The sequence below is a fragment of the Nocardia lasii genome (assembly GCF_042658545.1).
GTDB lineage: Bacteria > Actinomycetota > Actinomycetes > Mycobacteriales > Mycobacteriaceae > Nocardia > Nocardia lasii.
The window spans coordinates 651677-670140 of the sequence record NZ_JBHSQN010000002.1; the positions used below are offsets into that span (position 1 = coordinate 651677).

Genomic DNA, 18464 nt, shown 5'->3' on the forward strand with positions numbered 1-18464 from the left:
TTGTCTCCTAGTTGAATTCGACGCGGCCGTCGGTGATCGCGAGCTGACCCGCCGATACGGTCTCGAAGGCGTAGGCGCGCACGCCGGGCTCGCCGGACTCGGTGGACCGGAACGTGGTGGTGATGTCGTGGCCGGGCAGCACCGGCTTGGCGAAGCGCACGGCGAGTCGGCGCAGGCGCGCGGTGTCGCTGTCGCCGAGTTCGGTCAGCGCGGCCCACGAGGTGAACGCCATGGTGCACAGACCGTGGTTGATGATGCCGGGCAGCCCTGCCATGCGGGCGATCTCGTCGTCGAGGTGAATCGGCATGGGATCGCCCGAGGCCGGCGAGTAGCGGTAGGTCTGGTCCGCGTCGATGTGGGCGGTGACCGTCGCGACCGGATCGGCGGCGCGATCGGCGTCGGTGATCCGGTGCGCGGGCGCGAGTTCGCCTTCGCCGGGGCCCGCGTCGACCTTGCGGAAGAACGCGGTCATCCACTGCTCGTTGACGAGTTCGCCCGCCGCGTCGCGGGTTTCGGCGTAGACCACCACGGTCGACCCGTTCGGCCGACCCACGTAGCCGATCGGCTTGGCCCGCGCCACCAGTTCGTCACCGGCGCGGATCGGCCGATGGAACCGGAAGTCCTGTTCCCCGTGGACCAGCTTCATCAGCAGCTCCACCGGCGCGACCGACAGCGCGGCCGGCGCCATCGAGGTGAACACCGGCACCACCGCGAACACCGGCGGCGCGATCTCGCCGCCGCGGTGCGCCTGGATCGGATCATTGGTCGCGGCAGCGTAGTCCGCGATGCGTTCGGCGGTGACCGAGAACCGCTGCTCCTCGGTCCACTCCCCGAGGCCGGAGCCGTCGAAGACGACCCCGACCGATTCCGAGGTGGTCATGCCGCCGCGCCGACGAGTTCGGTGAACTTGTCCATCGACTCCTTCAGATCGGCTTCGGCGTGCTTGGCCACGGCCTTGCCGATCGGGCCGACGATCATCGCGCCCTTGAAGCTCGCGTCGAACGCGGCCGAGGAACCGGACTCGGTCGGCTCCACCTTCAGCGCGAATTCGATGGTGACACCGGCCATTCCGGCGCCGGTGATGCGCAGGAACGAGTTCGGGACGACCTCGGCGACGGTCCACTCGATCTTGTTGGCCATGTTCATCACCGACACGACCTCGGTGAACCGCGAACCCGCGGCGAGCTCGGCGGGCAGCTCACCGCGCCAGCCCTGGTGGATGGTCAGCCACTGCTCCCAGTTGGCCAGATCGCTCAGACGGGCCCACGCCAGCTCGGGGGCGACGGGCAGGGCGGTGGAAACGGACACAGATGCCATGGGGTAACTCCTGGTGTGATTCGGACGGGAAGGGATCAGCGGACGGCGGGACGGTCGGCGGTCACCACGACCGCGCCACCGAGACCGATGTTGTGCTGCAAGGCGATTCGCGCGTCGGTGACCTGGCGGGCGTCGGCGTCGCCGCGCAGCTGCCAGGTGAGTTCGCTGCACTGGGCCAGGCCGGTCGCGCCGAGCGGGTGGCCCTTGGAGATCAGGCCGCCCGACGGGTTGACCACCCACCGGCCGCCGTAGGTGGTGGCGTTGTCGTCGACGAGTCGACCGCCCTCGCCCGGCGCGCACAGGCCGAGCGCCTCGTAGGTCAGCAGTTCGTTGGTGGAGAAGCAGTCGTGCAGTTCGATGACGTCGATGTCCTCGGGCCCGATTCCGGCCTGCTCGTAGACCTTCCGGGCGGCGGTGCGCGACATGGAGGAGCCGACCAGGTCGATCGCGGACGGCTCGCTGAAGGTGGCCGCCAGGTCGGTGACCATCGCCTGGCCGACGATCTCCACGGCCCGATCGGCCAGGTCGTGCCGGTCGACGAAGTCCTCGCTCGCCAGGATCACCGCGCCGGAACCGTCGGAGGTCGGCGAGCACTGCAACTTGGTGAGCGGGCCGTAGATCTGCTTGGCCTCGAGCACCTCCTCGAGGCTGTATTCCTTCTGGAACTGCGCGTACGGGTTGTTGACCGAGTGGCGGTGGTTCTTCACGCCGATCCCGGCGAACTGTTCGGCGGTGGTCCCGTAACGCTGCATGTGCTCCTTGCCCGCCGCGCCGAACATGTACGGCGCGGGCGGCATGGCGAACTCCTGGAGTTCGGCCAGCGCCAACAGGTGTCGCATCATCGGCTGCTCGCGGTCGTCGAAGGTCGAACCGAGCGAACCCTTCTGCATCTTCTCGAAGCCCAGCGCCAGCGTGCAGTCGGCCAGCCCGCCGCGAATCGCCTGCGCGGCGAGGTAGAGCGCGGTGGAGCCGGTCGAACAGTTGTTGTTGACGTTGACCACCGGAATGCCGGTCAGGCCCAGCTCGTAGACCGCGCGCTGGCCCGAGGTGGACTCGCCGTACACGTAGCCGACGTAGGCCTGTTCGACCTGGTCGTAGTCGATCCCGGCATCGGCGAGCGCCGCGGTGCCGGCCTCGCGGGCCATCTCCGGGTAGTCCCACTCCCGCGAGCCCGGCTTCTCGAACTTCGTCATGCCGACGCCGACGACGAACACCTTCTGGGTCATGTACGCACTCCCGCGTGCCGAGTGTCCCCGAATACCTGGGACACGGTGTCCATGTAATTTAGGTTGGACATGGCGTCCAGGTCAATACCCGGGGCAACAGTGGCCGGAACACGAAAAAGGGCCGCACCGTGAACGGTGCGGCCCTGCGGGCGTGCGCGGAATCAGCGCGAGGATCTGCCGTACTCCCCCGCGGCGACGCGGGGCGCCGGGTCGGAGCCGGCCTCGGCCTGGGGCCACGGCGCGGCGTTGAGCCGCATCTTGGGCAGCGCCTCGGTGTTCTCCACCTCGGACAGGCTCACGATGATCAGCACGAACATGGTGACCACGCAGATCAACCCGATCAGCGGGCCGAGCAACTGCATCGCCTGCGCACCCGAGGGCGGCGCGGCGTTGTGGTGACCGGCGTGGGCGTGCATCGCGGCCATGCCGGTGTAGTGCATGCCGCAGACCGCCACGCCCATGATCGCCGCGGCGCCGATGGTGGCCGCCAGCCCCCGCACCCGCAGGGTGAACCACAGCGCCACGATCGAGGCGACGACCGCGATCACCATCGACACCGCGACCAACCACGGGTTGTACCCGAGATCGGCGGTGGACTTCATCGCGTACATGCCGGTGTAGTGCATGGTGCCCACGCCGAGGCCGGTGATCGTGCCGCCGCCGACCAGCGAGGCCAGCGTCGGCTGCGGCTTGTTCACCATGAACAGGCCGATGCCGACGAACAGCATCGCCGTCACCGCGCTGAACAGGGTGAGCGGGATGTCGTAGCGAATCTGGGAGCCGTCGATCGTGAAGCCGAGCATCGCGATGAAATGCATGACCCAGATGCCGGTTCCGCCGATCGCGACGGCCGCGCTCACCAACCAGCCGACCCGCCCCCGGCCCGCGTTGCGCCCGCGCGCGGCGCACTGCAGGCCGAGCAGACAGCCGACGAAGGACATGAAGTAGGCCAGAACCGGGGTGATCCAACCGTAGGAGAAGTGATAGATGTCGAGCACGCCGTGACAAATCCTCGCATCAGTGCCGCGGCTCTACCGTGACACACCGAAATCCGACCGACGACAGACAATACGGTGACCATCGGCTACTTTTCAGCTCTGGACGGATGTCCGGTTGGTTTTTCGGAATTCACCTGGGATTATCCGGCGCGAATGTGACAAAACACATGCTTACCTATGCTAACTACTGATACTCGAAGCGCGGGAATGCCCGCTGGCATTCACTCAGCAATTCACCTCAGCCCGGTTGGCCGAACCGTCGATTCTTCTTCGCCGCCATGATGTCGGCCCACCACGCGTGCAGGGGACTCGGCTCCGGCCAGTGCACGGTGGGATCTTCTTCTTCGGGCTCGATGGGAGCCGCGTCGAACGGGTCGTCGTCGAGATCGCTGGTCATGCAGGTACTTCCTCGGCTGGATCGACGGCGCCGCTACCACCTCACACGATGCGCGCGGGTCGACGGCTGACCTGTCCGATCAACCGTACACGGCGCCGATATACCGCCGGTCTCGATTCATCGCCACCTCAATAATTCATGAAATATATTCTCCCGCAACCTGTTTCACCCACTTGCCGATTGCCGCTGCTAACCTGTTCGACAGCACCGCAACGGCATCGACCGCGCGAGCGTTCTCCGCGCGCCGGATCCCGCTCGGCACAACAGTTCTCGCGATATCGAACCACGCGTCCACGGACCGACCGTCAACTCAGGAGTTCACGCTGTGACACTGGATGTCTCGCCGGATTCGCGCCTCGGGTCCGCCCGGGTGCCGCTGTACTCGACCGAATTCGCGGCCGACCCCCAGGGCGCCTACCGCGCCATGCGAGATCGTTTCGGTTCCCTCGTCCCGGTCGACCTGGTGCCCGGCGTGCCCGCCACGCTGGTGATCGGCTATCGCACCGCGGTGCGCATCCTCAACGACCCCGATCACTTCCCCGCCGACCCCCGGATGTGGCAGCGCGACATCCCCGCGGACTGCCCCGTGCTGCCGATGATGTGCTACCGCCCCAACGCGATTCGGACCGCGGGCGAGGAGCACCTGCGACACCGCCAGGCCACGGTGGCAGGGCTGGCGGGCGTGGACCTGCATCAGCTGCACCGCACGGTGGAGGGGATCGCGCTGCCGGTGATCAACACCTTCTGCGCCGACGGCAGCGCGGACCTGTTGAGCCAGTACGCCTTTCCGGTCATCTTCGCCACCATCAACGCGATGCTCGGCGTGCCCGACGCGATCGGCGGCCGGGTGGCGACCGGGATGGCGCAGATGTTCGAGGGCGGCGATCAAGCGGTCGAGGGCACCCGGATGCTCGAACACGCGCTCTACGATCTGGTGCGACTCAAGCAGGTCGAGCCCGGCGACGACGTGACCACGCGCCTGGTGCGCCACCCGCAGCGACTCACCGACGAGGAGCTGATGAACCAGGTGCTGACCCTCTACGGCGCCGGGATCGAACCCACGCTCAACCTGATCCTGAACACCGTGCGGGTCATGCTCACCGACCCGCGCTTCGGTGGCGACCTGCTCGGCGGCAGCCTGTCCACCCGCGACGCGCTCGACGAGGTGCTCTACACCGATCCCCCGATGGCCAACTTCTGCACCACCTATCCGCGTCAACCGATCCTGGTCGACGACGTGTGGCTGCCCGCGCACCAGCCGGTGGTGATCAGCATGGCCGCGTGCAACAACGACCCCGCGATCGGGACCGGGAACTTCCTCGACAACCGCGCCCACCTGGCCTGGAGCACGGGCCCGCACGGTTGCCCGGCCCGCTCCCCCGCCTACCTGATCGCCCAGGAGGCCATCGACCAACTCCTCGACGCGCTGCCCGAACTCCAACTGGCGGTGCCCGCCGACGAATTGGTGTGGCGCCCAGGACCCTTCCACCGCGCGCTGGCGGGCCTGCCGGTGGTGTTCCCGCGCACCGCCGCGCTGGCGGTGCCCGGCTGACTCGGCCGGGTCACGTCCCCGGCCGAGCCCGCGGTCCTACGCGCCGTGCAGGTAGACCGGCAGGTGGTGGTGTCCGTTGGAGATGAAGCTGGGCACCGTGCCGAGCTCGTCGACCGACACCGCCAGCCGCATGTCCGGGAACCGCTCGAACAGCGCGGGCAGCGACACCAGCGCCTCGAGCCGGGCCAGCGGCGCGCCGAGGCAGTGGTGCACGCCGTAGCCGAAAGCCAGGTGCGACTGGTTGTCTCGGCTCGGGTCGAACTGGTCGGCGGTGGCGCCGTGGCGGCGCGGATCGCGGCCCGCCCCGGCGTAGCTGGCCAGAATCGCCTCGCCCTCGGCGATGCGCACGCCGTCGATCTCGATGTCGGAGACCGCGTACCGCAGCGGCAGATGCGCGACCGGCGACTCGAAACGCAGTGTCTCCTCGACCAGTTCGGGCCAGGTGACGCTGCCGTCGCGCACCCTGGCCGCGACCTCGGGCCGGGTGAGCATGGCGGTGATGGCCTGATCGAGCAGGTTCACGGTGGTCTCGTGCCCGGCCGAGATGACCAGCAGCAGGGTGGCGACCAGTTCCTCCTCGGTGAGTCGACCCTGCTCCTCGTCGGTCTGGGCGATCAGCAGGCTGGTCATGTCGTCGCCGGGCTGTTCGCGGCGCAGCGCCACCAGCTCGCCCAGGATCCGGAACATCTCCATATAGTTGGCCTGGGACTCCGCCGGGGTGAGGGTGGTGTCGAAGATGCCGTCCACGCAGGTCCGCAGGCCGGGGTTGAGCGATTCCGGCACGCCCATCAGGTCCGAGATCACCTGGATCGGCAGCGGATAGGCGAACAGCTCGCGCAGATCGGTCGGTCGCCCGGCCGGGGTCCGGTCCAGCGCGTCGAGCAGGTCGGTGGTGATTTCCACGACGCGCTCGCGCATGGCCTCGGTGCGCCGGGCCGTGAAGGCCGGGGCCACCAGTTTGCGCAGCCGCTTGTGGTCGTCGCCGTAGGCGGTGAACATGTTCGGCGCCGCGACCCACAGGAACAGCGGCCAGTCCGGCGGGATCTCGCCGGCGACGAACGCGGGCCAGTGCTGCGAGGCGTCCTTGGACACCCGCGGATCGACGAGCAGCGCCTCGAGCAGCGCGGCGTCGGTGATCGACCACGCCAGGACCCCGCCGGGCAGTTCGACCCTGGTGGCGCGACCGTGCGCCCTGATCGTGGTGAGCTCGCCTTGAATGTCTTGTCCCGTCGGGTCGATAACCACCCGATTCGTCACCGTCTCCACTGCGAAACCTCTCGATCACCACGAAATATCTTGCTGGACTGCGTTTTACGGCCCGTTAGCGATGCTACTGGTCGATGGTGCGCGTCGCAGTGAACCTTCGAAATCGGCGCCGACAGCACGCGATCGGCCGTTTCCGATCCCCGCTGCGGACATCCGTTCGGTCCGCCTGTCCGACGGGCCGCAATCTTGTACTGTCGCAAGCAGAATCGCCACTGTCGCAGTTACCGAGGAGCAGGGCTCATGGCCGACGTGCAGACCCCGATGATCAGAACCGACATTCCCCATTCCGCGCGCATCTGGAACTACTGGATGGGCGGCAAGGACCACTACGAGATCGACAAGGTCGCCGGCGACGCGGGCCTCGCGGTCGACCCCGACATCTCCACCATGGCGGTGCAGTCGCGCCAGTTCCTGATCCGGGCCGTGCGGTATCTGGCCCACGAGCGCGGCATCCGCCAGTTCCTCGATATCGGGACCGGACTGCCGACGATGCAGAACACCCACGAGGTCGCCCAGAGTGTGAACCCGGATGCCCGCGTGGTCTACGTGGACAACGATCCGCTGGTGCTCACCCACGCCCGCGCGCTGCTGACCAGCACCACACCGGAGGGCGTCACCACCTACATCGACGCCGACTTCCACGACCCCGAGCGCATCGTCGCCGACGCGCGCAACGTGCTCAACTTCAACGAGCCCATCGCGGTGATGTTCATGGGCGTGCTCGGCCACGCCAAGACCTACGACGATCTGCTGCGCATCGTGGGCACCGTGGTCGGCGAGGTGCCCTCGGGCAGCTACCTGATCATGTGGGACGGCACCGACGACAGCCAGGCGTACGTGACCCTGTGCGAGAACTACACCGGCACCGGCGGCACCCCCTACGTGCCGCGCCCGCAGGCCCAGATCCGGCGGGTGTTCGACGGCCTCGAGCTGGTCGAACCCGGTTTCACCTCGATCACGCAGTGGCGCTCGGAGGCCACCGAGGTGGGCGAGGTCCGACCGATCTCGGCCTACGGCGCGGTCGCGCGCAAACCCTGATCCGACGCGCGCGCCCGCCCGCCGGGTATGCGCTCGGTCACACTCGCGCAACATTCGAATGAATGTTGCACGAGAAGTCGACGCTTGCAATATTCTTCGAAATGTTGCACGAGTCGACATCAGGAGGCGGTCCGCATCAGCGAGACCAGGAACATGACCGGGGAGGCGAACTCGGTGCCCGAGAACGGGGCCGAGTTCGTCGTCCGGTCGGCCCGGCAGGCTTTCGTGGCCGGTCGCCGGGTGGACATGGGTGAGCTCATCGCCGCGGCGGGCGTGGACCGCACCACCGTGTTCCGCTGGGTGGGCAGCCGCGACAAGCTGCTGGCCCGCGTCATCTGGTCGGTCACCGAACCCACCATCGATATCGCCGCCGCGCGGGCCGAGGGCACCGGCGGCGCCCGCATCGCCGCGGCCATGGGACATTTCGCCGCGATGGCCAATCAGGGCTTCTTCAACGAGTTCATCCGGCGCGAGCCCGAGCGCGCCCTGCGCATCATGACCACCCGCGCCGGCGGGGTGCAGCACCACATCGTCGCCAAGGTCGAGGCCATGCTCGCCGACGAGGTCGCCGCCGGAAACCTCGTGCCGCCCTTGCCGATTCACGACATGGCCTTTCTGCTCGTGCGGATCGGCGAGTCGTTCGTCTACACCACCGTGATCAGCGGCGAGGAGCCCGACGCGGTGAAGGTGCACCAGGCCAGCGCCGCCCTGCTCGGCGCCCCGATCCCGGGCGCGAGCACCGAAGTTCATCATTCCGAGCAAGTAGAAGGGGGCCGATCATGAGGTCGTTGCGATCGGTGTACGACGCCATCGAGAAGCAACTCACGCCGCACGTGGAGTCGACCGTGCGCTCCGACGAATTCCGCACCGCCGCCGCGCTGGCCAACCGGGTCCGCCGCGAAGTGGGGACCAGGATCGAGGACCTCGGCGCCGGGGTGTTGCACCTGGTGAACCTGCCCGCCGGCTCCGATATCCGCAAGCTGCGCCGCCAGATCGGCGAGCTCGACTTCAACGTGCGCCAGCTGCGTCTCGAGCTGGAGGCCGAGCTGGCCCGCACCCGTCAGGAGATCCGCGATGGCGCTGATTCCTGATCCCCGCGGCGCGCTCGACGCCCTGCGCCAGGAGATCGAGCGCAACGCCCTGCGCGCCCGCAACGGCATCAAGATGGTGGCGGGCACCTCGGCGCCGCGCCTTGGCGTCACGCCGCGAGATCTGGTGTGGCGCAACGGTCGCGCGAGTCTGTTCCGGTACCGCAACGACGACGTCAAGCACCGCCCGCCGCTGCTGATCGTGTTCAGCCTGGTCAGCCGTTCCTACATCCTCGACCTCACCCCCGGCAACAGTTTCATCGAGCACCTGCTGCGGGCCGGGTTCGATGTGTACCTGCTCGACTGGGGCGTGCCCGACGAGCGCGACGCCCTCAACCAGCTCGAGTACTACGTCGACGGCGCCATCCCGGCCGCCATCCGCGAGGTGCGGCGCAGCTCCGGGGCCGAGGAGGTCAACATCCTCGGCTACTGCTTCGGCGGCAACCTGACCCTGCTGCACGGCGCGCGCCACCCCGAGGCGCCGATCCGCAGTCACACCGTGGTGGCGTGCCCGGTCGACTACGCGCACATGCCGATGGTGAGTTCGTTCGATTCCGCCGACGTCGACTTCGACGAGATGCTCGACGAGGACGGCAATCTGCCCGCGAGCGTCGTCTACAACTCGTTCCGCTCGCTGCGCCCGGTCGCCGAGCTCACCGGCTATGTCGACCTGCTCGAACGGCTCTGGAACGACGAGTACGTCGCGGCGTATCAGGCGATGAACGGGTGGGCCTCCGATCACATCCCGCTGCCCGGCGGGGTCGCGCGGCAGATGGTCGAGATGCTGATGGGCGAGAACGCCTTCGTCAACGATCGGCTCGTGCTCGGCGGCCGCCGCGTCAGTCTCAGCGCCATCACCGTGCCGTTCCTGGCCGTGCTGGGCCAGCTCGACCACATCGTCCCCGAAGCGGCCGCCGCCCCCGTGCTCGATCTGGTCGGCTCCGAGAGCAAGACCGCGCTGCGGCTCAAGGGCGGCCACATCGGACTCGCCGTCGGGCGCACCGCCGCCAAGACCACCATCCCCACCATCGTCGAATTCCTGAAGAAGCAAAGCGAGCCCGTCGCATGAATATTCGCCCGATCCTGCCCGAGGACGCCGAGAACCTGGTCGCGCTGTTCGGCTCCCTGTCCGCGCGCGACATCACCGTCATCCGCGAGGACCTCACCGAGGACGCCGCCATCGCCGCGCTGGTGAACAGCCCGGAACTGCGCTGGGTCGCCCTCGACGACGCGACGAAACTGGTCGGCTACGCCACCGTGCGTCGCCTGCCCGGCTGGTCCGATCACGTCGGCGAGCTGCGCCTGGTGGTCGACCCGACCGCGCGCGGCGGCGGCTACGGTCGCGCGCTGGCCCAGCAGGCGCTGCGCGCGGCCTTCACCGCGGGCATCCGCAAGGTCCTCATCGAGCTGGCCACCGACGAGGACAAGGTGGTGGCGATGTTCACCGGCCTCGGCTTCACCGGAGAGGCCCTGCTGCGCAACCACATTCGCGACCGTGACGGCAACCTGCGCGATCTGGTCGTGCTGGCCCATCACGTCGACGAGGTGTGGGGAAACCTCGACGCGATCGGCGTCTCCGACGCCCTGCTGTCCTGACCCGTACCGACCACTGGAGAAAGAACACCGATGACGACGATTCTCGACAAATTCCGCCTCGACGGCAAAGTGGCCGTGGTGACCGGCGCCTCGAGCGGGCTCGGCGTGAGCTTCGCGCAGTCGCTGGCCCAGGCCGGCGCCGATGTGGTGCTGGCCGCGCGCCGCGTCGACAAGCTCGAGGAAACCAAACTGCTCGTGGAGGCCCAGGGTCGCCGCGCGATCACCGTGGCCTGTGACGTCGCCGATCCCGAGGCGTGCACCGCGGTCGCCGCGCGGGCCATCGAGGAGTTCGGGCGGGTGGACGTGCTGGTGAACAACGCCGGCGTCGCCAGCGCTGTCCCGGCCCTGCGTGAGTCGCCCGAGGAGTTCAGCCGGGTCATCGACATCAACCTCAACGGCACCTTCTACATGGCCCAGGCGTGTGCCCGGGTGATGTCGAACGGCGGATCGATCATCAATATCGCCAGCGTCCTGGGCATCACCAGCATCCTCATGCCCCAGGCCGCCTACTCGGCGAGCAAGGCCGCGGTGATCGGGCTGACCCGCGACCTGGCCCAGCAGTGGACCGGCCGCAAGGGCATTCGGGTCAACGCGATCGCGCCCGGGTATTTCGGCTCGGAGATGACCGACCAGTTCGAGGACAGCGTGCTCGAGACCTACGTCAAGCCGCGCACGCTGTTCGGCCGCCTCGGCGCCGAGGGCGAACTCGACGCCGCGCTGATCTTCTTGGCCAGCGACGCGAGCAGCTACGTCACCGGCATCACCCTGCCGGTCGACGGCGGCGTGCTGACGAACTGATGACGCCGAAGCTGCCCGGCGTGCGCGCACCCGGACTCCCGCTGCTCACCACCGAATATGCCCGCGCCGCAGGCGAATTCGGGGTGCTGGCGGCGACCTGGCCCGCGCTGGCGGCCGCGCCCACCGGCGCGGGCCAGCCGGTCCTGGTCCTGCCGGGACTGAGCGCGGTGGACCTACACACCGCCCCGCTGCGACTGTTCCTGCGCAGCCTGGGCTATCCGGTGTACCGGTGGGGCCTCGGTCCCAATATCGGGCCAACGCGCCGCATCCTCGACGGCATGCGGACCCGGCTCGACGAGATCGCCGAGACCCACGGCGAACCGGTGAGCGTGATCGGGTGGAGCCTGGGCGGCATCTTCGCGCGCAGGCTCGCCCGCGAGACGCCGGAGGTGGTGCGCCAGGTCATCACGCTGGGCAGCCCGATCAAGCTCGCCCGGCACCGCCAGAGCAACGCGCGCCATCTCTACCGGCTCTTCGACCGCTGGCACACCCAGGCCCTGACCCTGCCGCTCGAGGAGGGCGAGGGCCCGCTGCCAGTGCCCAGCTCGGCGCTCTACAGCCGACTCGACGGGATCGTGGCCTGGCAGGTGTGCCGCGACCAGCCGGGCGCGGCGGCGGAGAACATCGAGGTGCTGTGCAGCCACCTGGGCTTCCCGAACAATCTGGCGTCCATGTGGCTGATCGCGGACCGGCTCAGCCAGCCCGCGGGCGAGCTGGCGCCGTTCGTTCCGCCCGCGTGGTTGCGCTTCGCCTATCCGGGGTCGTAGACAGGGGCTCTACCTGCGGATTCGTCGGGGTCTCCCGAACCCCGTTAAGGTGATACAGGGAGTTACAGGTATTTGCTCCCTCCGCCTCGACGTATCCGGAGAATCACATGGGGACCCTGTCGGTCGCACTGCGCAACGCGGTCGCGCTCTTCGGTGACGGCGTCGAGCCGTACACGCCGACGCCATCGGAGCTCGTCTCCGACGCACCGCACCGGCGGCTGCTGCGCTACCGGCGCGCGACGCCCGCGACCGGCACCCCCGTGCTGCTGGTGCCGCCGCTGGCGGTCACGATCTCCTGCTACGACATGCGCCCCAGCCAGAGCCTGGTGCGCTTCCTGCTCGACCTCGGGCGCGAGGTCTACGTGCTCGACTACGGCGAGATCACCTACGCCGACCGCGATCTCGGCTTCGAGGAGTGGGTCGACGACATCGTGCCCACGGCGATCGCGGCGGTCAGCGCGGAGCACGCGCACGCCGACGTCGACCTGATCGGCTGGTCGTTCGGCGGCACCATCAGCGTGCTCACCGCCGCCGCGCACCCCGAACTGCCGATCGGCTCGGTGACCGCGGTGGGCACCCCGTTCGACCAGCGCCGCAACGGCCAGATCGCGCTGGCCCGCCGGTTCGGTCGGGTCACCGGCGGTCGCGAGGTCACCCTGCCGATCAAGATGATCGGCGGCGTGCCGAAATACGGTGTGCGCGCGGGCTTTCGACTCCAGGCCATCGAACGCGAACTCACCAAGCCCTGGTTCATCGCGTGCAACATCACCGATGTCGAGGCATTGGCCCGGATGCAGTCGGTGGACCGCTTCATGGACACCATGCCCGGCTATCCGGGCCGCTTCTACCGGCAGGCCTACCGTCAGCTGATCATCCGCAACGAGATGTTCAGCGGCACAGTGAATCTCGGCCCCGACTTCGCGGTCGACCTGACAAGGCTCACCGCGCCGACCCAACTGATCGGCGGCACCAAGGACGCGCTGGCCTCCTCGGCCTCGGTCGCGGCGGGAGTCGATGTGCTCACCGGCGCGGCGCGGGTCCGCTTCGCGCAGGTCCCGGGCAGCCACCTCGGCATCATCGCCGGGCCCGCCGCGCGCGAGACCACCTGGGCCACGATCGCGCAGTTCCTCGCCGAGGTCGAGTCCACCCGCACGCCCGCGCGCACCCACTAGCCGACGGCGGCCGGGAACCCCTCCGTCGCGCGAACGGCACAATGGAGGCGATGAAACCTTGGCAGCGTGACCCCGGCACCGACGAGAGCCCGCCCGACGACGCGGAGGGCCTCGGCATCGATGACCTGCGGGCGTTGCGCGAGCAGTTCGTGGACTTCATGCTCGGCTACAAGTTCGCGATCGACCAGGTGACGACGAAGATCAATATCCTGCGCGAGGACTTCAACAACACCCACGAGTACAACCCCATCGAGCACGTGGGCTCGCGACTCAAATCGCCCGAGAGCGTGCTGGAGAAGGTCCGGCGCAAGAACTACGCGATGAACCTGGCCGCCATCCGCGACAACGTGCTCGATATCGCCGGGGTGCGGGTGGTGTGCAGCTTCATCTCCGATATCGACACCATCCGGGACATGTTGGCCGGTCAGGAGGACATCACCGTCCTCGAGGAGCGCGACTACATCACCCACCGCAAGCCCAACGGCTACCAGTCCATGCACCTGATCGTGTCGATCCCGGTGTTCCGGTCCGATCGCACCGAGCGGATCCCGGTGGAGATCCAGATCCGCACCATCGCGATGGATTTCTGGGCCAGCCTCGAACACAAGATCTACTACAAGTATCGCGGCGAGGTCCCGCCGAACCTGCGCACCGATCTGGCCCAGGCGGCCGAGGTGGCGACCCAGCTCGACGAGAAGATGGAGGCCCTGCACCGTCAGGTCGATCGCAGCGCGCCCCCGGCCAAGCATCCCGCACCCGACGCGCTCGATCTCAGCGTGCTGTACCACAACCTGACCGCGGGCCAGCCCGTCTACCTGCGGCCCGCCGATCCGCCGATCTGAGTTCCTATTTCCCGTCGATCGACCTGAATTCAACGGTTGACACCCACCCGCCCCTGCCGCTGCCATGCCCGATGGCGACCTGCCGTTCGATCCGTGTCCGGCCGACACCGCGACGCCCGCGCACCGCGCGTTGTATCGGTCACCGTTCACCGATCCACAGAAATGGCAGACGATGGCAACGAACCCACTGCACCTGGGTGTCGCGCTCGACGGCGCGGGCTGGCACCCGGCCGCCTGGCGAGCACCGAACTCGCGTCCCACCGAACTGTTCGGCGCCCGCTACTGGACCGACCTGGTCGCCACGGCCGAGCGCGGCCTGCTCGACTTCGTCACCATCGAGGACAGCCTGCGCGTGCCCGGCCCCCTGCGCGGGCGCGCCGACGACGCCCTCGATCAGGTCCGCGCCCGCCTCGACGCGCACCTGATCGCCGCCCGGCTGGCCCCGATCACCCGCCACCTCGGCCTCATCCCCACGGTCACCACCACCCACACCGAACCGTTCCACGTCTCCACCGCCCTGGCCACCCTCGACTACACCTCCGGTGGGCGCGCGGGCTGGCAGGCCAGGATCTCCCCGTCGGCCGAGGAGGCCGGACACTTCGGGCGCCGCGAGATCATCGAACCGACCCCCGAGGAGTACGCCGAGATCCGCGCGACCGGCGTGCTGCCCGAACGCGCCGAGGCCCTGTTCGCCGAGGCGACCGACTTCGTCGAGGTGGTGCGTCGCCTGTGGGACTCCTGGGAGGACGACGCCGAGATCCGCGAGGTCGCCACCCGCCGCTTCATCGACCGCGACAAACTGCACTACATCGACTTCGAGGGCCCCTCGTTCAGCGTCCGTGGTCCGTCGATCACCCCGCGCCCGCCGCAGGGCCAGCCGGTCGTGACCACCCTCGCGCACACGCCGCGCGTATACGAATTCGCCGCCACCGCAGCGGATCTCGTGTTCGTCACGCCGACCCGCGAGGCTGGACCCGCCGAAATTCTGCGCCAGGTCGCGTCGGCGAATCGGGTCGGCGAACCACTGCGCGTCTACGCCGACCTCGTCGTGTTCCTCGACACCGACGCCGCCACCGGCGCACACCGCCTCGACCGCCTCAACGCCCTGTCGACCACCGAATTCACCTCCGACGCCGCTGTTTTCGCGGGCAGCGCCGAGGAACTCGCGGACCTGCTCGCCGACTGGAGCGCCCAGGGCGTCGACGGATTCCGCCTGCGTCCCGGTGTCGCGGTCGACGATCTGACCGCCATCAGCGACCGCCTCGTGCCCGCCCTGCAACGCCGCGGCCTGTTCCGCACCGCCTACCCCGAGGGCTCCCTGCGCGCGCTGCTCGGCCTGTCGAGCACCGTTCCCAACCGCTACGCGACTGTGTGAGGTCCACCGATGAGTACACCCCGTAAGCAGGTCATCCTCGGCGCCTATCTCGGCGGCGTGAACCACCACACCGCCTGGTGGCATCCCGAGGCGGGCAGCCAGATCGATTTCAGCTCCTTCGAGCACACCGCCCGCACCGCCGAACGCGGCCGATTCGACTTCTTCTTCCTCGCCGAGGGCCTGATCCTGCGTGAGCGCGGCGGCAAGATCTTCGACCAGGACATCATCGGCCGCCCCGACACCTTCGGGGTGCTGGCCGCCATCGCCGCGGTCACCGAGCATCTCGGCCTGGCGGGCACCATCAACGCCACCTTCAACGAGCCCTACGAGCTGGCCCGCCAGTTCGCCACCCTCGATCACCTCTCCGGTGGTCGCGCGGCCTGGAACGTGGTGACCTCCTTCGACGCGTTCACCGGCCAGAACTTCCGCCGCGGCGGCTTCCTCGACCCGGCCGACCGCTACGTGCGCGCCGAGGAAACGCTGAACGCCGTTCGCGCCCTGTGGGATTCGTGGGACGCCGACGACATCGTGGCCGACAAGGAGACCGGCCAGTTCCTGGCCCGCCCCGACGCGGGCGAATTCGCCTTCCACGGACAGCAATTCGACATCGCGGGCCGCTTCACCGTGCCGCGCAGCCCGCAGGGACGGCCGGTGATCCTGCAGGCCGGGGTCTCGCCCCAGGGCCGCGATTTCGCCGCCGCCAACGCCGACGCCATCTTCTCCCCCTACGGCAAACTGCCCGAGGCGGCCGATTTCTACCGCGATATCAAGGCGCGCGCGGTGGCGGCCGGGCGCTCGGCCGACGACATCAAGATCCTGCCCTCGGCCAGTTTCGTGCTCGGCGACACCGACGCCGAGGCGATCGAGAAGTACCACCAGATCCGCAACGAGCAGGTGACCGGGCAGACCGCGCTGATCCTGCTCGAACAGATCTGGAACCGCGACCTGTCGGCCTACGACCCGGAGGGCCCGATTCCCGCGATCGAGCCCGATCCCGACGCCCCGACCTTCATCCAGGGTCGCGCGTTCCTGCATCAGGACCGGTTCGCCACGGTGCGCCGGCTGCGCGAGGTGTCCGAGGCGAAGAAGCTGACGCTGCGCGAAACGGTGATCGACCAGTTCGAGCGTGGTCCGATCGTGGGCACGCCCGCCCGGGTCGCGGAGAAGATCGACGATTTCGTCAGCAATGACGGCTCCGACGGTTTCATCCTCGGTTCGCACCTGGTGCCGACGGGTCTGGACGAGTTCGTCGACCGGGTGGTGCCGCTGCTGCAGGACCGTGGCGTGTTGCGCGCCGAGTACAGCGGAACCACGCTGCGCGACAATCTCGGTCTGCCCGGGGTGCGGTCGGTGAGCGTGCCCGCCGACGCCTGAGTCGTCCCGGTCGCGGCGAGCCGTTCGGCGTCCGCGCACCGTCGGTTCCGCTACTGTCCGTGCAGATTCATCTCGAACTGTGCGGTGGGAAAGGAATCCGGTGTCGTTCTCACGTCGAAAGTTGTTCGCCGCGGCCGCGGTCGGTGGTGCGCTGGCCGCGACCGGTCTGCCGGTCGCTCGCGCGCGGGAGCTCGGTGCGGGCGAGGGCGAGTTCGACGCGCTCGCCGCCCGTGGCTACAACCGACGCTTCCAGGCCCGACCGTCCGCGATCTACGTGCCCGACACCCGCGAGGACGTGCGGGCGGCGCTGGAGACGGCGGTGCGGCGCGACGGCGGGGTCGCGGTGCGTTCTGGTGGGCACTGCTTCGATGATCTCGTCGACAACGAGCGAACCCGCTCGATCATCGACCTCGGCCGCCTCGACGCGGTGTTCTGGGACGAGCAGCAGCGCGCCTTCTCGGTCGACGCGGGCGCCGATCTCGGCAGCGTCTACAACGCCCTGCACCGCTGGGGCGTCACCCTGCCCGCCGGCATCTGCCTCGGCGTCGGCATGGGCGGGCACGTCTGCGGTGGCGGATACGGCCCGCTCTCCCGGCGTTTCGGGCTGGTCGCCGACCATCTGGCCGGAGTCGAGGTCGTCACGGTGGACGCCGACGGCAGCGCGAAGGTCGTGCTCGCCACGAAGGACGGCCCCGACCGCGACCTGTGGTGGGCCCACACCGGCGGCGGAGGCGGCAATTTCGGGGTGGTGACCCGCTACCTGTTCCGCTCCCCCGACGCCGACGGCGCCGATCCCACCCGCGCGCTGCCGAAGCCACCCACCAGCATGCTGAGCGCACGCCTGATCGTCCCCCTGGCCACCGAGGACTCCTTCGTCCGCCTGCTCGAGAACTACGTCGGCTTCTTCCACCGCCACAGCACCCCCGGCAACGACTTCGCGGGACTGTACGCGCCGCTGATGATCCACACCACCGGCACCGCCGCGGGTGAGATGCTGATCCTGGCCGATGGCGAAACCCCCGGTGCCCGAGCACGTTTCGATGATTTCGTCGCCACCGTGAGCGACGGCGTGTTCCCCCCGCCGATCCTGACTCCCGTGGCGCGGCTGTCCTACCCCGACACCGTGAACCAGGTCTACTACGCCAAGGGCGTCAACACCACCCGCGTCAAGGTGAAGTCCACCTACCTGCGCCGGCCCTACACCACCGACCAGCTCCGCGTCTTCTACCGCTACATCACCGATCTCGGCGTCCTGGGCGAGTCCCAGCTCGAGTTCCTGCCGTTCGGCGGCGCGATCAACGCCGTGTCCGCCGATGCCACCGCCATGCCGGCCCGCGACTCCTTCATGAAGATGCTCATCCACGCCTCCTGGCGCCTACCGTCCGACGACGACCGCCACGTGCGCTGGACCCGCGAGATGTACCGCGATGTGCACGCCTCGACGGGCGGCGTCCCGGTGCCGAACGAGGTCTACGGCGGCAGCTACATCAACTACCCCGACCCCGATCTGACCGACCCGACCTGGAACACCTCCGGTGTGCCCTGGCACGCCTTCTACTACGGCGCCAACTATCCGCGACTACTCCGCGTCAAACAGGCCGTCGATCCGCGAAATGTGTTCGGGCACAAGCTCGCGATCGGCCGCCCCGACTGGTGAC

Annotated in this window: 19 protein-coding genes; 13 read left to right on the forward strand and 6 right to left on the reverse strand. The window is 68.7% G+C overall.

Going from position 1 to position 18464, the window contains the following annotated elements:
* Window positions 1-7 precede the first annotated feature (7 nt).
* From ACFP3H_RS06725 to ACFP3H_RS06745, 5 genes are all read right to left on the reverse strand, one after another.
* Window positions 8-880: a MaoC/PaaZ C-terminal domain-containing protein gene (locus ACFP3H_RS06725; protein WP_378601074.1), complete on the reverse strand. Its 873-nt coding sequence runs from the start codon at window positions 878-880 to the stop codon at window positions 8-10.
* Window positions 877-1317: a type II toxin-antitoxin system Rv0910 family toxin gene (locus tag ACFP3H_RS06730; RefSeq protein ID WP_378601076.1), complete on the reverse strand. Its 441-nt coding sequence runs from the start codon at window positions 1315-1317 to the stop codon at window positions 877-879. Before ACFP3H_RS06730 ends, ACFP3H_RS06725 begins: the two co-directional genes overlap by 4 nt.
* 35 nt (window positions 1318-1352) lie before the next feature.
* A complete protein-coding gene (locus ACFP3H_RS06735) occupies window positions 1353-2543 on the reverse strand; it encodes a lipid-transfer protein (RefSeq protein ID WP_378601078.1) in 1191 nt (396 codons plus the stop codon).
* A 161-nt stretch (window positions 2544-2704) separates the two neighbouring features.
* Window positions 2705-3541, reverse strand: a complete 837-nt coding sequence (locus ACFP3H_RS06740; RefSeq protein ID WP_378601080.1) for an MHYT domain-containing protein — start codon at window positions 3539-3541, stop codon at window positions 2705-2707.
* 238 nt (window positions 3542-3779) lie between these two features.
* Window positions 3780-3938 (reverse strand): hypothetical protein, encoded by a 159-nt coding sequence (locus ACFP3H_RS06745; RefSeq protein ID WP_378601082.1) that lies wholly within the window; start codon window positions 3936-3938, stop codon window positions 3780-3782.
* Window positions 3939-4263: 325 nt separating this feature from the next.
* Between ACFP3H_RS06745 and ACFP3H_RS06750 the strand changes: the two genes are divergently transcribed.
* Window positions 4264-5490, forward strand: coding sequence for a cytochrome P450 family protein (locus ACFP3H_RS06750; protein WP_378601084.1), 1227 nt, complete (start codon window positions 4264-4266; stop codon window positions 5488-5490).
* 36 nt (window positions 5491-5526) lie between these two features.
* Here ACFP3H_RS06750 and ACFP3H_RS06755 read toward each other — a convergent pair whose 3' ends face one another.
* Window positions 5527-6756, reverse strand: a complete 1230-nt coding sequence (locus ACFP3H_RS06755) for a cytochrome P450 family protein (RefSeq protein WP_378601086.1) — start codon at window positions 6754-6756, stop codon at window positions 5527-5529.
* 240 nt (window positions 6757-6996) lie between these two features.
* On the opposite strand from ACFP3H_RS06755, the gene ACFP3H_RS06760 reads away from it, so the two are divergent.
* From ACFP3H_RS06760 to ACFP3H_RS06815, 12 genes are all read left to right on the forward strand, one after another.
* Window positions 6997-7794, forward strand: a complete 798-nt coding sequence (locus ACFP3H_RS06760) for an SAM-dependent methyltransferase (RefSeq protein WP_378601088.1) — start codon at window positions 6997-6999, stop codon at window positions 7792-7794.
* Between the two features lie 153 nt (window positions 7795-7947).
* Entirely contained in the window at window positions 7948-8577 is a 630-nt protein-coding gene (locus ACFP3H_RS06765) for a QsdR family transcriptional regulator (protein ID WP_378601090.1), read from the forward strand.
* Entirely contained in the window at window positions 8574-8885 is a 312-nt protein-coding gene (locus ACFP3H_RS06770; RefSeq protein ID WP_378601092.1) for a hypothetical protein, read from the forward strand. The genes ACFP3H_RS06765 and ACFP3H_RS06770 overlap by 4 nt, the downstream gene beginning before the upstream one ends.
* Window positions 8869-9951, forward strand: a complete 1083-nt coding sequence (locus ACFP3H_RS06775) for an alpha/beta fold hydrolase (protein ID WP_378601094.1) — start codon at window positions 8869-8871, stop codon at window positions 9949-9951. The genes ACFP3H_RS06770 and ACFP3H_RS06775 overlap by 17 nt, the downstream gene beginning before the upstream one ends.
* Window positions 9948-10478, forward strand: coding sequence for a GNAT family N-acetyltransferase (locus ACFP3H_RS06780; RefSeq protein ID WP_378601096.1), 531 nt, complete (start codon window positions 9948-9950; stop codon window positions 10476-10478). The genes ACFP3H_RS06775 and ACFP3H_RS06780 overlap by 4 nt, the downstream gene beginning before the upstream one ends.
* 30 nt (window positions 10479-10508) lie before the next feature.
* Window positions 10509-11276, forward strand: coding sequence for an SDR family NAD(P)-dependent oxidoreductase (locus tag ACFP3H_RS06785; protein ID WP_378601100.1), 768 nt, complete (start codon window positions 10509-10511; stop codon window positions 11274-11276).
* On the forward strand, window positions 11276-12043 hold the full coding sequence (locus tag ACFP3H_RS06790; protein ID WP_378601103.1) for an alpha/beta hydrolase: 768 nt from the start codon (window positions 11276-11278) through the stop codon (window positions 12041-12043). The genes ACFP3H_RS06785 and ACFP3H_RS06790 overlap by 1 nt, the downstream gene beginning before the upstream one ends.
* 107 nt (window positions 12044-12150) lie before the next feature.
* On the forward strand, window positions 12151-13215 hold the full coding sequence (locus ACFP3H_RS06795; protein ID WP_378601106.1) for an alpha/beta hydrolase: 1065 nt from the start codon (window positions 12151-12153) through the stop codon (window positions 13213-13215).
* A gap of 50 nt (window positions 13216-13265) precedes the next feature.
* Window positions 13266-14057, forward strand: a complete 792-nt coding sequence (locus tag ACFP3H_RS06800; RefSeq protein WP_378601109.1) for a GTP pyrophosphokinase — start codon at window positions 13266-13268, stop codon at window positions 14055-14057.
* Window positions 14058-14229: 172 nt separating this feature from the next.
* Window positions 14230-15432 carry an LLM class flavin-dependent oxidoreductase gene (locus ACFP3H_RS06805; protein ID WP_378601112.1) on the forward strand — a complete coding sequence of 401 codons (1203 nt, stop codon included), beginning with the start codon at window positions 14230-14232 and terminating at the stop codon, window positions 15430-15432.
* Window positions 15433-15441: 9 nt separating this feature from the next.
* Window positions 15442-16806 (forward strand): NtaA/DmoA family FMN-dependent monooxygenase, encoded by a 1365-nt coding sequence (locus tag ACFP3H_RS06810; RefSeq protein ID WP_378601114.1) that lies wholly within the window; start codon window positions 15442-15444, stop codon window positions 16804-16806.
* A gap of 100 nt (window positions 16807-16906) precedes the next feature.
* Window positions 16907-18463 (forward strand): FAD-binding oxidoreductase, encoded by a 1557-nt coding sequence (locus tag ACFP3H_RS06815; protein WP_378601117.1) that lies wholly within the window; start codon window positions 16907-16909, stop codon window positions 18461-18463.
* Window position 18464: the final 1 nt, after the last annotated feature.